The sequence below is a fragment of the Cupriavidus sp. 01L415 genome, assembly GCF_056400065.1.
The window spans coordinates 480,023-493,719 of the sequence record NZ_JBFTSP010000001.1 but is presented as its reverse complement, the minus strand read 5'-3'; the positions used below and the strand labels follow the sequence as shown (position 1 = coordinate 493,719).

Annotated in this window: 12 protein-coding genes; all 12 read left to right on the top strand. The window is 61.1% G+C overall.

Features of this window, described 5'->3' with window-relative positions; all coding sequences use genetic code 11:
- On the top strand, window positions 1-579 hold the full coding sequence (locus tag AC1DOX_RS02260; RefSeq protein ID WP_441617695.1) for an AraC family transcriptional regulator: 579 nt from the start codon (window positions 1-3) through the stop codon (window positions 577-579).
- Between the two features lie 307 nt (window positions 580-886).
- Window positions 887-2,752 carry a biosynthetic-type acetolactate synthase large subunit gene (ilvB, locus tag AC1DOX_RS02255; RefSeq protein ID WP_441617693.1) on the top strand — a complete coding sequence of 622 codons (1,866 nt, stop codon included), beginning with the start codon at window positions 887-889 and terminating at the stop codon, window positions 2,750-2,752.
- A gap of 139 nt (window positions 2,753-2,891) precedes the next feature.
- Window positions 2,892-3,287 carry a hypothetical protein gene (locus tag AC1DOX_RS02250; protein WP_441617691.1) on the top strand — a complete coding sequence of 132 codons (396 nt, stop codon included), beginning with the start codon at window positions 2,892-2,894 and terminating at the stop codon, window positions 3,285-3,287.
- Between the two features lie 360 nt (window positions 3,288-3,647).
- A complete protein-coding gene (locus AC1DOX_RS02245) occupies window positions 3,648-4,598 on the top strand; it encodes a Bug family tripartite tricarboxylate transporter substrate binding protein (protein WP_441618032.1) in 951 nt (316 codons plus the stop codon).
- Between the two features lie 328 nt (window positions 4,599-4,926).
- On the top strand, window positions 4,927-5,298 hold the full coding sequence (locus tag AC1DOX_RS02240) for an XdhC family protein (protein WP_441617689.1): 372 nt from the start codon (window positions 4,927-4,929) through the stop codon (window positions 5,296-5,298).
- 8 nt (window positions 5,299-5,306) lie between these two features.
- Complete coding sequence (locus AC1DOX_RS02235; RefSeq protein ID WP_441617687.1) at window positions 5,307-5,639, top strand: TIGR00366 family protein; 333 nt, start codon at window positions 5,307-5,309, stop codon at window positions 5,637-5,639.
- Between the two features lie 75 nt (window positions 5,640-5,714).
- The gene (locus tag AC1DOX_RS02230) at window positions 5,715-5,912 is read left to right on the top strand and encodes a DUF3311 domain-containing protein (protein ID WP_092137965.1); all 198 of its coding nucleotides are present in this window, start codon (window positions 5,715-5,717) and stop codon (window positions 5,910-5,912) included.
- Window positions 5,909-7,411, top strand: coding sequence for a monocarboxylate uptake permease MctP (gene mctP / locus AC1DOX_RS02225; RefSeq protein WP_441617685.1), 1,503 nt, complete (start codon window positions 5,909-5,911; stop codon window positions 7,409-7,411). Before AC1DOX_RS02230 ends, mctP begins: the two co-directional genes overlap by 4 nt.
- Window positions 7,412-7,552: 141 nt before the next feature.
- Window positions 7,553-8,629 (top strand): porin, encoded by a 1,077-nt coding sequence (locus AC1DOX_RS02220; protein ID WP_441617683.1) that lies wholly within the window; start codon window positions 7,553-7,555, stop codon window positions 8,627-8,629.
- Window positions 8,630-9,025: 396 nt separating this feature from the next.
- Window positions 9,026-11,707 (top strand): pyruvate dehydrogenase (acetyl-transferring), homodimeric type, encoded by a 2,682-nt coding sequence (aceE, locus tag AC1DOX_RS02215; protein WP_441617681.1) that lies wholly within the window; start codon window positions 9,026-9,028, stop codon window positions 11,705-11,707.
- Between the two features lie 310 nt (window positions 11,708-12,017).
- The gene (locus AC1DOX_RS02210) at window positions 12,018-13,067 is read left to right on the top strand and encodes a thiamine pyrophosphate-dependent enzyme (RefSeq protein WP_441617679.1); all 1,050 of its coding nucleotides are present in this window, start codon (window positions 12,018-12,020) and stop codon (window positions 13,065-13,067) included.
- A gap of 17 nt (window positions 13,068-13,084) precedes the next feature.
- Window positions 13,085-13,693, top strand: coding sequence for a G/U mismatch-specific DNA glycosylase (gene mug, locus AC1DOX_RS02205; protein ID WP_441617677.1), 609 nt, complete (start codon window positions 13,085-13,087; stop codon window positions 13,691-13,693).
- Window positions 13,694-13,697 lie beyond the last annotated feature (4 nt).

Sequence of the window (13,697 nt, the reverse complement as noted above, 5' to 3'; positions counted from 1 at the left end):
ATGCGTGTCGCGATGATGTTGTATGCCGGTTTTCAGTTACTCGACGTAACCGGCCCGATGGATGTGTTTCATCAGGCGAACCGCTTGTGCGGCGGTACGTTCTACGAACAGCATCTCGTCGGGCCGTCGCCCGGGCCTGTCGTGTGCTCGAACGGCGCGGCGGTGAGGGCGCCCGAGTGCCGGCTGGATGTGCATACGCCGTTCGACATCATCGTGGTACCCGGTTCGCCGGACATCGGCGCCGGGGGACATCATCAGGAACTGGTGGACTGGCTCAGCGATGCCGGCCGTCATACACAAAAGCTGGCATCCGTGTGCAATGGCGCCTTTCTAGTCGCGCGTGCCGGGCTGGCCGACCATCGCTGGCTCACCACGCCTTTGCGCTACGCACAACGCCTGGCGGCTGAACATCCATCGGTGCACGTCTTGCCCAATCTGAGCTGCCTGAAGGACGGTAACGTCTATTCGGCCGGCGGCGCGAGCGCGGGCATCCGACTGGCCCTGGCCCTGGTCAGGGAGGATCTCGGGGAACGGATCGGCAGAAGCATTGCCGAACGGTTGCTGACGCCGAACCATTGAACGGTGAGGTCATGGACGATCGTGGCCCAGCACCGTGGCCAGGAAACGGCCCATTTTGGCCAGTGACCAGCCTCCTTGAGCGGGCGCGCGGTCCGGATCGTAGGCACAATGGTTAGCACCAACCCCCTCACAATTCTCCCAGAAGCACATCAAGAAAGTGCTGGATGGACCGGGCTAGTACGGAGAACCCGTCGAAGCGAGCGTCCATAAGCTGGTGTCGAACATACGCTGTTCTCGAGTTGGAAGGGAAACCTCCCTCTGATGTTGCCGCTGATCCTGTCAGTGGCGGTTTCCATGCGAGCCAGCCGTGACCCGAAATCCAAAGTCTGCTTCCCCCGCCACCCTGCAACCCGCGCCTGCGAGCGAATCGATGTCGGGTGCCGACATCATCCTGCGTGTTCTCAGCGAACAAGGCGTCGATACCGTGTTCGGATATAGCGGCGGCGCCATATTGCCGACGTATGACGCGGTCTTTCGCTTCAACGAGATGCACGCGAACAATCCCGAGCGCCAGATCAAGCTCGTTGTGCCAGCCAATGAACAGGCCGCGGGTTTCATGGCTGCTGGTTACGCGCGCGCCAGCGGGAAAGTCGGCGTGTTCATGGTGACGTCCGGCCCGGGTGCGACGAATGCGGTGACCCCGATTGCCGACTGTAACGGTGATTCGGTTCCCGTGGTTCTGATCTGCGGTCAAGTGCCTCGCGCCGCGATCGGCACCGACGCCTTCCAGGAAGCGCCGGTCTTCAACATCATGTCGGCGTGTGCAAAACAGGTCTTTCTGGTGACCGATCCGGCGAAACTTGAACAGACGCTGCGGACGGCGTTTGAAGTCGCCCGGAGCGGCCGTCCGGGTCCGGTTGTCGTGGACGTGCCGAAGGATATCCAGAACTGGACGGGTCCCTATTATGGGCAAGGTACGCTGGTGTTTCGAGGCTATTCCGATCGTCTTCGCATGGTTGCCAATCGCGCACATCTCAAGGAAGACAAACGGGCGGAATTCTTCAGTCTTCTGGGCCGGAGCAAACGACCGCTGCTGTATGTCGGTGGCGGCGTGATCACGGCCGCCGCAACGGCCGAACTGCGTCAATTCAGCGAGCGGTACCGGATTCCTGTCGTGACGACGCTGATGGGTCTTGGCGCCATGCCGGCGAAACACGAGCTGAATCTGGGCATGCTCGGCATGCACGGTGCCGCGTGCGCGAATTATGCCGTCGAGGATTGCGACTTCCTGATCGCGGTGGGCGCGCGATTCGATGACCGCGTCGCTGGCGGGCGCCCCGAAACATTTGCGCCCGGTGCGCGGTATGTCGCGCACATCGACATTGACGAAGCGGAGATCAACAAGGTCAAACGCACGCAGTGGAGTCATATCGGCGATGCAAAGAGCGCGCTGCTGTCATTGATGGAGCATGGCCCGGTTGCGTTATCGCATTCGGACTGGCTCGACCAGGTGATTACACTGAAGCAGACCTACGGGATGAATTACAACCGAAACAGCCCGCTCATCCAGCCGCAGTTCGTGATCGAAAAGCTCGGCGAGATAACCGGCGGGCGCGCCATCATCACCACGGGCGTCGGCCAGCATCAGATGTGGGCTGCGCAGTTCTTCGACTTCGTCGAGCCTCGCAGTTTCCTGACGTCGGGCAGCATGGGAACGATGGGCTTTGGACTGCCCGCGGCGATTGGTGCACAAATGGCGCGGCCGGACGCGCTTGTCATCGATATCGACGGTGACGGCAGCATCCGGATGAATATTGGCGACCTGGAGACCGCAACCACATACGGGGCTCCCGTCAAAGTGCTGCTGCTCAACAATCGCGGAGACGGGATGATCCGGCAGTGGCAGCGTCTCTATTTCGAAGGACGGTTTTGCGTGAGTGACAAGGCGCTGCATCGCAAGGATTTCATCATGGCTGCACGGGCCGACGGCTTTGAATTTTCCCGTCGCGTGGAAGCGACCAGCGAGCTCGAGGACAGCCTCAAGGCTTTCGTGGAATTTGACGGACCCGCCTTCCTCGAAGTGATGATTGACGAGAATGCTGACGTGTTTCCGATGGTGGGGCCAGGCCAAAGCTACTCGAGCATGATCACCGGACCGTTTATCCCGTCGCGCTCAGGGCAAGGCGCGGGAGATCAGGGGGCGGTTAGCCAGCCTGCAGCGGATATGTTCTAGCCATCATTCGTTCTCGCGTGGCATCGCGCGCCACGCGGGGAGCTCTTCTGAATTCAAGAAGAGTCTATTCTTTGGCGGCTCATTTTTCAGATGCCTTGCAACGGCTAGGATACCTGTAAGAGATCGATCTGCTATCGACATGAACCTGCAGTCGATCTCGATGTTTTGTAATCATTCCGGAGTCTGTGATGAAAACCTCCATCCTGTCTGTTCTTGGTCGAGTCCCCTGTCGGCCGCAATCACGCCACTTCTGGCAACCGCTGCAGTCGCTGAACCTCCAGCCGCCAACGTTCCGCAAGCAATGCGCTCGTCGGCAGCTATCGTGAAGGACATGCGTCCGGTGATCGTCCGGGTCGCTGCCGCCCGCAAGAATATTGACCCCTACACCGATGGTGCAGTGGGGACTCGCACGCCGGACCCGTGGGCTGATGGCGGACACGGGATTGGCAAGCCGGATCCATACACCGATGGTGCATATGGCACGCGCAAGCCGGATCCCTATACCGACGGTGCGCGCACGGGAAGTGAGGCGTAACCCGTTCGAGGTCCGGCGGCATGGTTGCCTCTTTCCTGATTGGACGCGTGGGCATGTAGACCCCGGGGAGTCACATGCCCAGATAACCTGATGTTTTGTCGCGGACGACTTGTCCGGCAATCTGCACGACACCCCCTCTGACCGGCTCCCGCGCGCGCGTCACACGAGTGCTTCGGGTGTGCGCTTATCGCACGAAACCATCTCCTGCCACGCAAAACTGGTGCTCTTCATTGCGGCGATGCCGAACACGGTCTCGCATAATTGCCGTACCGGAGTGAATCCGGCCGCAAGCCCGCCGCGCGGGCACAAGTCCAATGAAGGAGATGCGTTTTGAGTATCAAGATTTGCACGGCGCTCGCTTTGCGCCTGGTTACTGTTGCCATCGGTGCGCTCGCCGCCGGCCAGGTGGTCGCGGCGGAGTGGCCAACAAAGCCGATCAAGGTCATCGTCCCATACACGCCGGGGGGCTCGACCGACACTGTCTCCCGGGTGGTGTTCGAGAAGGTTTCCCAGAGCCTGGGTCAGCCCATCGTGATCGAGAACAAGCCGGGTGCCAACAGCACGCTAGGCGTTTCGGTTGCCGCGCGTTCGGCACCTGATGGCTACACATTCGTCTCCGTGCTGGCGGCCTACAGCGCCAACATGTCGCTGTACTCGAAGCTGAGCTACAAGCCCTCGGACCTGGCGCCGGTGGCCCAGATGGCCGAGTTGCCGCTGTTCCTCTTCGCAAGCAAGAAGCTGCCGGTGAAGACCGTGGGAGAACTGGTCGACTATGGCAAGAAGCATCCCGATACGCTGACGTTTGGATCGAGCGGCGTGGGTAGCTCTGCCCACCTGACGGGCGAACGACTGGCGATGGAATCGAAGGTCAAGATGACCCACATCCCGTACAACGGCAGTGCGCCGATCCTGCCGGCATTGATGTCGGGCGAGGTGTCCGTTGCGTTCGATCCACTGCTCGTGCCGATGCCACATGTGAAGTCCGGCAAGATCAATGTGCTGGCCGTCGCGTCGGCCAAGCGCTGGCCGGGTGAGCCGAATATTCCGACCATGGAGGAAGCGGGATTCCCGGGCTTCATCATGAGTTCGTGGACAGGGCTTCTGGCGCCGGCCGGAACGCCGCAGCCAATTGTTGACCGCATGGCCAAGGCAATCGCCGCTGCCACGCGTAGCCCGGAGGTTGCGAAGAAGCTGACGGATCTGGGCTTCATACCGGTGACGGGTAGCTCGGAAGAGTTCCGCAAGCTCATCGAGCGGGACACCACGCGTTACGCGGAGATCGTCAAGGCGGGGAAAATCACGCTCGATTGACGTCGGCACTCAGAGCACAAAAAGGCGAGCACAATGCTCGCTTTTTTTTGTCCTGCGTCCATCCTTATACATCACATAATGATGTAAAGACGGGAACAGGCTCGATGCATTGTCGTTCCCGGCTTTGGCCAATAGCTCGCATACGTTGGCCAGAGATTCGCCTATTTGCCCCAGCCCGCACGCTCTCGCTTCACTATCATTCGAATCATCGGTGCCCCGGGACGATTCAATGCAGAGGGCTCCTGAAAGCATCGAATCCTGATTCATCCGCAGCAGGGCTGCGACGTGGTGCGCCTTGAGGTGGCACCACTCATTTGGTAGGCAACGTATGACCAGTGATCCTGTCGACATCGCTTCCGCGCTTATCGCAAACCGGCGGCCATTTGTCCTGGCACTGGTAATCGGTGTTGCCGGACTCGCGAATGAATATGCGGGCGACATGACGATCTTCGCGTCCAACGGCACGGTGCTTGCCGGGAATGCATGTGGACTCGGCGCCGAGAGCCAGTTGCAGGAGGGCGTCAGACAGTGCTTCGCGAGCGAGTCTCCGATGGTTATGGATATCGAGCTGGTCGATGGTGTCATTGACGACTGCGACGCGCGGCCTGCCGGCGTGCTGAAGATTTACCTGGAGGCCGTCGTGCCGCGCGCGCGTCGCTGGCAACCTCCTCTGGAGAGGCTGGCGAATACGGCGGCATAAGGCGTGAAATGATTCAGCGTATTTCGTGGTTCTTCACACAGGCTGCACCTCGCGCGCTGCCTCATCCCCTGATCTCTTCAATCTTCGTGGCCATCGCGACATTCGTGCTCGCATTCGGCCTGACGCCTCAGGCACCGGGCGAACGCGTACTGATGTGGGGTTTCGGTTTCTGGAATCTGCTCGCGTTCTCGATGCGGCTTACGGTCAGGCGTGGACGAACATGGTGGCACCGCTCCGGGCATCGGCGGCGGAATAGCCGTGCGCGACATCAAGGGCTATTGCGTGACTGCGGTCTGCTGTTCGCTGGTGCCGTGTTTGCCGCCGGCCTGTACTTGTTCTGATGCCATTGCCACAGGTGACTGACATCGTTGAAGCATCGGTGCTTGTATCCGCTCAACAATCCTAGGAGAGCAAATATGGAGACACGAAAGAAAGGAGACCGCGGCTGGATCTGGCTGCTCCTCCTCGCCCCCTACATCGGCCTGTTGTGGCTGCCGTTCTATAACAGCGCCCAGCCAGAATGGTTCGGCTTTCCGTTCTTCTACTGGTATCAGTTTCTCTGGGTGCCAGTCACCTCCTTGCTGCTGTTCGTTGCCTATCGGAGCATGAAATGATCGACACATCGGCAGTCAACGGCGTGGCGATGACGGTATTCATTGCGTTCTTCGTGCTCGTCACTGTGCTGGGCTTTGTTGCGGCGCGCTGGAAGCGCGGCGACCTGTCACAGCTTCACGAATGGGGACTCGGTGGCCGGCAATTCGGCACGGTGATTTCATGGTTCCTGGTCGGCGGTGATTTCTATACGGCCTATACGGTGATCGCGGTCCCTGCAGTGGTGTATTCCGTGGGCGCGTATGGTTTCTTCGCAATGCCGTACACGATCATCGTCTACCCGTTCGTGTTCGCGGTGATGCCGAAACTGTGGGAAGTCTGCCACCGCAAGAACCACATCACGGCGGCTGACTATGTTCAGGGCGAATTCGGCGGCAAATGGCTGCCGGCGGCAGTTGCCATCACGGGGATCGTCGCCACACTGCCGTATATCGCGCTGCAACTCATCGGCATGCAGGTGGTGATCAAGGGTCTCGGTGTCGACGGCGAATTGCCATTGATCGTCGCCTTCGCAATCCTGGCGGTGTACACCTATTCGAGCGGCCTGCGTGCGCCGGCCATGATCGCCTTCGTGAAGGACATCATGATCTATATCGTGGTCATCGCCGCGATATCGATTATTCCGAGCAAACTCGGTGGCTACGGGGCACTGTTCCATGCAGCCGATACGTATTTCGCTGCGAAGGGCGGCGCCACGGGCATCATTCTGAAGCCGTCACAGTTCACGGCGTATGCGACGCTGGCGCTCGGATCGGCGCTGGCGGGATTCATGTATCCGCACACCATGACGGGTGTGTTGTCGTCGAGCTCGGCAAACACGGTGCGCAAGAATGCCATCGCGCTGCCGGCTTACACGCTGTTGCTGGGTCTGATCGCAATGCTCGGTTATATGGCAATCGCGGCCGGCGTACACGTGACGTCCGCTTCGGATGTGGTGCCAGCGCTGTTCTTCAAATTGTTCCCGTCGTGGTTCGTGGGATTCTCGGCGGCGGCCATCGCCATCAGCGCACTGGTGCCAGCAGCCATTATGTCGATTGGCGCGGCAAACCTTTTCACGCGCAATCTCTACAAGCCGTTGATCTCGCCGAACGTGACACCGGAGAAGGAAGCGAAGAGCGCCAAGTTGTTCTCGCTGGTCGTGAAGTTTGGCGCGTTGCTCTTCATCATCGTGCTGCCGACGCAATACGCCATCGACCTGCAGTTGCTCGGCGGGGTCTGGATTCTCCAGATATTCCCGGCGGTTGTGTTCACGCTTTACTCGCGGCGCCTGACTGCAACCGGGCTATTTGCCGGCTGGGCTGTCGGCATCGTCACCGGCACGAGCCTGGCGATCTCCCTGGGGCTGAAGCCGGTGTACACGCTGCATTTTGGCGACGCTTCCTATCCGACATATATCGGCGTGATTGCGCTGGTGGTCAATATCGTCGTGTCGACGGTGGTATCGGCGGTGACACAGAAACACCGTGTTGCCGACGACAGAGCCTCCATCGCCGCACGGTAACAAGTCCGCCTTCCGGCCTGGCGGGCTGGAAGGCGGCACCGGTTGCCTGGTGCGGCCCTGGGGTCTGGCGGACAGATGTACCGAAGAAGGTCGCTGTTATCGCCATGTAGTGGTGTTCCAATAAAATGATCTGGAGATTTGATGAAGAAGGTTCTTGCGGTATTTGCCGCATCCGTTGCAGCTAACGCCGTATATGCCCAATCGAACGTGACGCTGTATGGTGTCGCGGACGCTGGCGTTGAATACATCAACAATGCAGGGCGCAACGGGAATGGTCTCGCACGGGTAACTTCGGGGAATCAGTCCGGCTCGCGCTGGGGTATTCGCGGCGCGGAGGACCTGGGCGGCGGGATGAAGGCGGTCTTCCAGCTGGAAAGCGGCTTTGATATCGACACCGGTAATTCCGGTCAAAGCGGTCGCCTGTTTGGCCGCGATGCGTACGTGGGGCTGGAAAGCCGGTATGGCGTGCTGCGTCTGGGACGGCAGCAGACCTCGATGCGCGAATTCGGCTCTGCCTACGATCCCACCGTCATTGCCGACCGCTACGGCATGCTGTCGATTGCGCCGGAGTTTGGCGCACGCGCGGATAACGCCATCAAGTATCTTGCCGCGTTCGGCGGCTTGACCGCCCAGGCGTTCTACTCGTTCCAGGCCAACGGCACCGAGGTGGCTGGCAGCAACGTGTTCGGCCGCGAGTTTGGCGCATTCGTCAATTACGCGAACGGACCGTTCTCGGTGGGTGCGGCGTATGACGATATCCATGTCGGTACGCCGACGAATCAGGCACCAGTGCTCCGCCGGGTTTCGGTAGGGGGCGCTTATGCCGTGGGGGCCGCCAAGGTATTCGCAGGGTATCGCCTGGCCAAGGCGTACGACGGTGCGAGGTTGCCTGGCGCGCAAGCGGCCGACGCGGGCTCCAACTTCTACTGGCTGGGGGTGGTCTACAAGCTGACGCCGGCATTCTCGCTGATGGGCACGGCCTACTATCAGGACTTCCGGCAGACCGGATCGGACCCGTGGCAGTTCGTGCTGACTGGCGACTACGCGCTCTCCAGGCGGACCGATGTCTACGCTTCGGTGTCCTACGCGCTCAACAAGGACAACTCGCAACTTGGCGTCAACGGCTACAACAGCGGCAGCGGCACAACCGCCGTCTTTAACGTCGAGCCTGGCAAGAACCAGTTCGGCGCGGTGATGGGTGTGCGTCACCGGTTCTGACGCGCGTTGCCCCGGCGACGGGGCGTCGTCTTTGTACGATCGGCAGGCGACGGGGCAATCCCGACAGGGCGTGCCTTCGTCGCATCGACTGCGCATCCGGATGGCACATCGTTGCGTGAAGCGAGACAAAGCCTGCTGCCGGGTGGCGAGCAAGCCATGCTGATGCGCTGCAGCATGGCAGCGTCGCCTGGCGCCCGGGCCTTTGGCGTCTCCTGGCAAGAAGAGATGCTCGTCGATGGAAAAAGTCGTACCGGGTGGCGAACCATCACGAATCGCCATCAATCGCCTTACCGTGGCGAGTTCCGGGTGCTAACCTTGCCTAGCTACCCCTGCCTTCGCCCTCTGTGCAACGAGGGCGGGCGCTTTGCGTGATTGACGCATGAGAGGAGTCCTATCATGGCGGAAGCCAACCCAGCCAATTCCCGCAACGACGAGATCGACGCTCAGGAAACCGCCGAATGGCTGGATGCGCTCGACTCGGTGATTGCCTCCGAGGGACCGGAGCGCGCGCATTACCTGATAGAACGGCTGATCGAGCGGGCGCATGGTGCCGGCATCTACCTGCCGTTCAGCGCCAATACCGCCTACCTCAATACCATCCCGCTGGAGGCGCAGGCCCGCAGCCCCGGAGACCAGCGGCTCGAACATCGCATCCGCTCCTATATCCGATGGAACGCGCTCGTGCTGGTGCTGCGGGCGGCGCGCGAGACCAATGTCGGCGGCCACATTGCCAGCTTTGCCTCGGCGGCAACGCTGTACGAGATCGGCTTCAACCATTTCTGGCATGCGCCGTCGGCACAGCACGGCGGCGACCTTGTCTATTACCAGGGGCACTCCGCGCCGGGCTTCTACGCGCGGGCCTTCCTGGAGGGCAGGCTGACGGCCGAGCAGATGGACAACTTCCGCCAGGAAGTGGGCGGCAAGGGCATCTCGTCCTACCCGCATCCGTGGCTGATGCCGGATTTCTGGCAGTTCCCCACCGTTTCGATGGGTCTGGCGCCGATCATGGGCATCTACCAGGCGCGCTTCATGAAATACCTGCAGGACCGGGGGTTCGGCCAGCACGAAGGTCGCAAGGTGTGGGTGTTCTGCGGCGATGGCGAGATGGATGAACCCGAGTCGCGCGGCGCGCTGGGCATGGCCGGGCGCGAGCATCTCGACAACCTCATCTTCGTCATCAACTGCAATCTGCAGCGGCTCGATGGTCCGGTGCGTGGCAACGGCAAGATCATCCAGGAGCTGGAATCGGAGTTCCGCGGCGCGGGCTGGAACGTGATCAAGGTGGTGTGGGGCAGCAAGTGGGATGCGCTGCTGGTGCGCGACAAGGCCGGTATCCTTGCGCGCCGCATGATGGAATGCGTCGACGGCGACTATCAGACCTTCAAGTCGAAGGACGGCGCCTACGTGCGCGAACATTTCTTCAATACGCCCGAACTCAAGGCGCTGGTGGCGGACTGGTCCGACGACGATATCTGGGCGCTGAACCGCGGCGGCCACGATCCGCACAAGGTCTACGCCGCGTACAAGGCCGCCAGCGAGCATCGCGGCCAGCCCACAGTGATCCTGGCCAAGACCATCAAGGGCTATGGCATGGGCGAGGCCGGCGAGGCGCAGAACATCACCCACCAGCAGAAGAGCATGCGGGTGGAGGCGCTGATGCATTTCCGCGACCGCTTCCAGTTGCCGCTCACGGAACAGCAGCTTGACGAGTTGCCGTACCTCTGCTTCGAGAAGGGATCGAGCGAACACGCCTACCTGCATGAGCGCCGCCAGTCGCTGGGCGGCTACCTGCCGGCGCGTCGCCGGCGCGGGCCGGCGCTGGAGGTGCCGCCGCTATCGGCGTTCGAGGGGCAGCTCAAGGCCAGCGGCGAGGGCCGCGAGTTTTCCACCGCGATGAGCTTCGTGCGCATCCTCAACACGCTGCTGCGCGACAAGGCGCTGGGCCGGCGCATCGTGCCGATCGTGTCGGACGAGTCGCGCACCTTCGGCATGGAAGGGTTGTTCCGGCAGATCGGCATCTGGTCGCAGCAGGGGCAGAACTACACGCCGCAGGATGCCTCGCAGCTGAGCTTCTACAAGGAATCGAAGGACGGCCAGATCCTGCAGGAAGGGATCAGCGAGGCGGGCGCCATGTCGGACTGGATCGCCGCCGCCACGTCGTACTCCACGCACGCCGAGCCGATGATCCCGTTCTTCATCTTCTATTCGATGTTCGGCTTCCAGCGCTTTGGCGACCTGGCATGGGCGGCCGGCGACCAGCGTGCACGCGGCTTCCTGCTGGGCGGGACCGCCGGGCGCACCACGCTCAACGGCGAAGGGCTGCAGCATGAGGACGGGCACAGCCTGGTGTGGGGCGGCACCATCCCCAACTGCATCAGCTACGACCCCACCTTCGCCTATGAACTCGCCGTGATCATCCAGGACGGCCTGCGCCGCATGGTGCAGGAGCAGGAGGATGTGTATTACTACCTCACGGTGATGAACGAGAACTACGAGCATCCGGCCATGCCGCAGGGTGCGGAGGCGGACATCCTGAAGGGGATGTACCTGTTCCGGCGTGGCAAGGAGGGTGCGGCCGGGCAGCCTCGCGTGCAGTTGCTGGGTGCGGGCACCATCTTCCGCGAGGTCATCGCCGCGGCGCAGCTGCTCGACGAGGACTGGGGCGTGCAGGCTGACCTGTGGGGCTGCCCCAGCTTTACCGAGCTGGCGCGCGAGGGCAATGCGGTGACGCGCTGGAATCTGCTGCATTCGGGCGAGACACCGCGGCGCTCGCACGTGGAACAATGCCTGGCGCCGATGCAGGGGCCGGTGATCGCCGCCACCGACTACGTGCGCGCGCTGGCGGACCAGATCCGTCCGTTTGTACCGCGCCGCTACGCCGTGCTGGGGACCGACGGCTACGGTCGCTCTGACACGCGCGAACAGTTGCGGCACTTCTTCGAGGTCGATCGCTACTGGATTGCCCTGACGGCGCTGAAGGCGCTGGCGGACGACGGCTCGATCGACAAGGCGCTCGTACAGAAGGCGTTGCAAAAGTATGGTCTCGATGCAGAGAAGCCATATCCGCTGCATGTCTGAAATCTGACGGGCAGGTCTGGCCGGAAGGGCGCAATGCCTGAGTACGTGACTTGACGTGACGTGAAGTGGTGACTTGAGGGGCGTGGCCGGCGGAACAGCGCCGGCCAGCATGCCCAGGTGCGTCATGCGCGGCGAGACATTCCATTGGCCCACAACCGACCGACTATGGCCAGTTTCTGGCCTATCTTCAACGCCCTGAACTACGGGTCTTCCCTATAGTTGAATCATCCGTTGCACCCCAGTCGGTGCGGCGCGCAAGAAAGCCGGTCGCGTACCCGCTTGTTTCTTGATGCTGCAGGGATGATTGAACATGGACTTTGGAAGATTTCACGGGAAGACGCTGACAGATCGGGAACGGAAGCGGATTTTGTGGACGCTCGTCGAGACCGAGGGCTTCGGGAGATTTCTCGAAGAAAGGTTTGCCGGAACAAAGCGATTCGGACTGGATGGCGCCGAAGCCGCCATCCCGGCATTGGAGGAAATTCTTCGTCGCGGATCGTCTCTTGGCCTGACCGACGTGGTCATCGGCATGGCGCACCGTGGCCGCTTCAATGTCCTCGGCCAGATTTTGCGGAAGCCTCCCAGAGCCATATTCAAGGAACTCAGGGGTGGTCCATTGGTTTCCGAATCGGGAGCATCCGCCGACCGCGAATTCGATGGCCGCATGCTTCATCTCTCCTTGACAGGAAATCCTTCGCATCTCGAAATCCCGGATCCCGGGGATGTCATCGATCGTTCCAGTGTTCTTTCGCTACGCATCCATGATGATGCAGCCTTTGCGCATGGAGGTGTTGTCGAGGGCTTCGATGGCTTGAAGGGCGATTGCACCGGTGGTTCCGTACATCTGGTTATCAATCGTCAGATCGGTATTCCCACGGACCCCCGCCATTCGCGTTCCTATCGCGATCGATCGGACTTCGCCATGACATTGGAAGCGCCAGTCTTTCAAGTGAATGGGAACGACCCAGAGGCGGTCGTTCGCGTTGCCGCGATGGCAATAGCGTTCCGGCAGAAATTCCGCAAGTCGGTGGTGATCGAGATGCTCTGCTTCCGCCGCGACGGGGATAGCGAGGGAGATGAACTGGCATTCACGCAACCCGGGGTGAACAAGACCATTCGCGCTCGCGAGTCGGCGCTGGACATCTACGGCCGGAAGCTGATTGAAAAGGGCGCTATTACCCAGGCGTTCATCGACAGTGCGAAGGCTTCCTGGGCGGCTCGCCTCGCGTCGGAATATGACGCCAGCTACGATGACATGCCTGCCAGGGCCGATTGGCGTGATGGGCAGTGGGCTGGCCTCTCACTGATCTCGCTCTTTAAACCTCGGCCATTGCACGTGGCATCTCCGTGTGTGACTTGAGGGTGAAGGAAAGACAAATGAAATCTCTACATCTGGTCCCGGCGCCGGGACCTTCCGGGCGCTTGCAGGACCTGATGAAGACAGGACTTTCGGCGGTGTTCTGTGGATTGAATCCCGGATTGCAGGCCGCGACGACTGGCTATCACTTCGCTGGCCATGGAAACCGATTCTGGCAGGCCATCTATCTTGCGGGATTCACCGACCATGAGATCAAGCCTGCGGATTGCCATCGACTGCTGTCATATGGATACGGGCTGGCAACCGCGGTGAGTCGACCGACCGCCAGTGCGAGCGAACTCTCGCATGAAGAGTATGTCGCTGCTTCGCGGCAGTTCGCCGTGAAGCTCGAGTACTTCGGCCCCGCCTACGTTGCATTCCTGGGTAAGGCCGCTTATGCGGCGATGACCCATCAGCGAATAGTCAATTGGGGGCCGCAGTCGCAGTCAATAGGCGGTTCGAAGGTATGGGTATTGCCCAACCCAAGTGGCCGGAATCGTGGATTCAGTCTTGCCAATCTGGTTGATGCCTACAGCGAATTCCGTCGAGCCGTGGAGAGTGAAAGCGCCGACGAGGATTCTCTTGCGGCTTTCGGCAAACAACGCCAACGCGAGTTGAACGGGAGGTAGTGCA

Bases quoted from the DNA above. Each gene is read 5' to 3' on its own strand.
- AC1DOX_RS02260 (WP_441617695.1), top strand. From the start codon at position 1: ATGCGTGTCGCGATGATGTTGTATGCCGGTTTTCAGTTACTCGACGTA.
- AC1DOX_RS02250 (WP_441617691.1), top strand. From the start codon at position 2,892: ATGAACCTGCAGTCGATCTCGATGTTTTGTAATCATTCCGGAGTCTGT.
- AC1DOX_RS02240 (WP_441617689.1), top strand. From the start codon at position 4,927: ATGACCAGTGATCCTGTCGACATCGCTTCCGCGCTTATCGCAAACCGG.
- AC1DOX_RS02235 (WP_441617687.1), top strand. From the start codon at position 5,307: ATGATTCAGCGTATTTCGTGGTTCTTCACACAGGCTGCACCTCGCGCG.
- AC1DOX_RS02230 (WP_092137965.1), top strand. From the start codon at position 5,715: ATGGAGACACGAAAGAAAGGAGACCGCGGCTGGATCTGGCTGCTCCTC.
- mctP (WP_441617685.1), top strand. From the start codon at position 5,909: ATGATCGACACATCGGCAGTCAACGGCGTGGCGATGACGGTATTCATT.
- AC1DOX_RS02220 (WP_441617683.1), top strand. From the start codon at position 7,553: ATGAAGAAGGTTCTTGCGGTATTTGCCGCATCCGTTGCAGCTAACGCC.
- aceE (WP_441617681.1), top strand. From the start codon at position 9,026: ATGGCGGAAGCCAACCCAGCCAATTCCCGCAACGACGAGATCGACGCT.
- AC1DOX_RS02210 (WP_441617679.1), top strand. From the start codon at position 12,018: ATGGACTTTGGAAGATTTCACGGGAAGACGCTGACAGATCGGGAACGG.
- mug (WP_441617677.1), top strand. From the start codon at position 13,085: ATGAAATCTCTACATCTGGTCCCGGCGCCGGGACCTTCCGGGCGCTTG.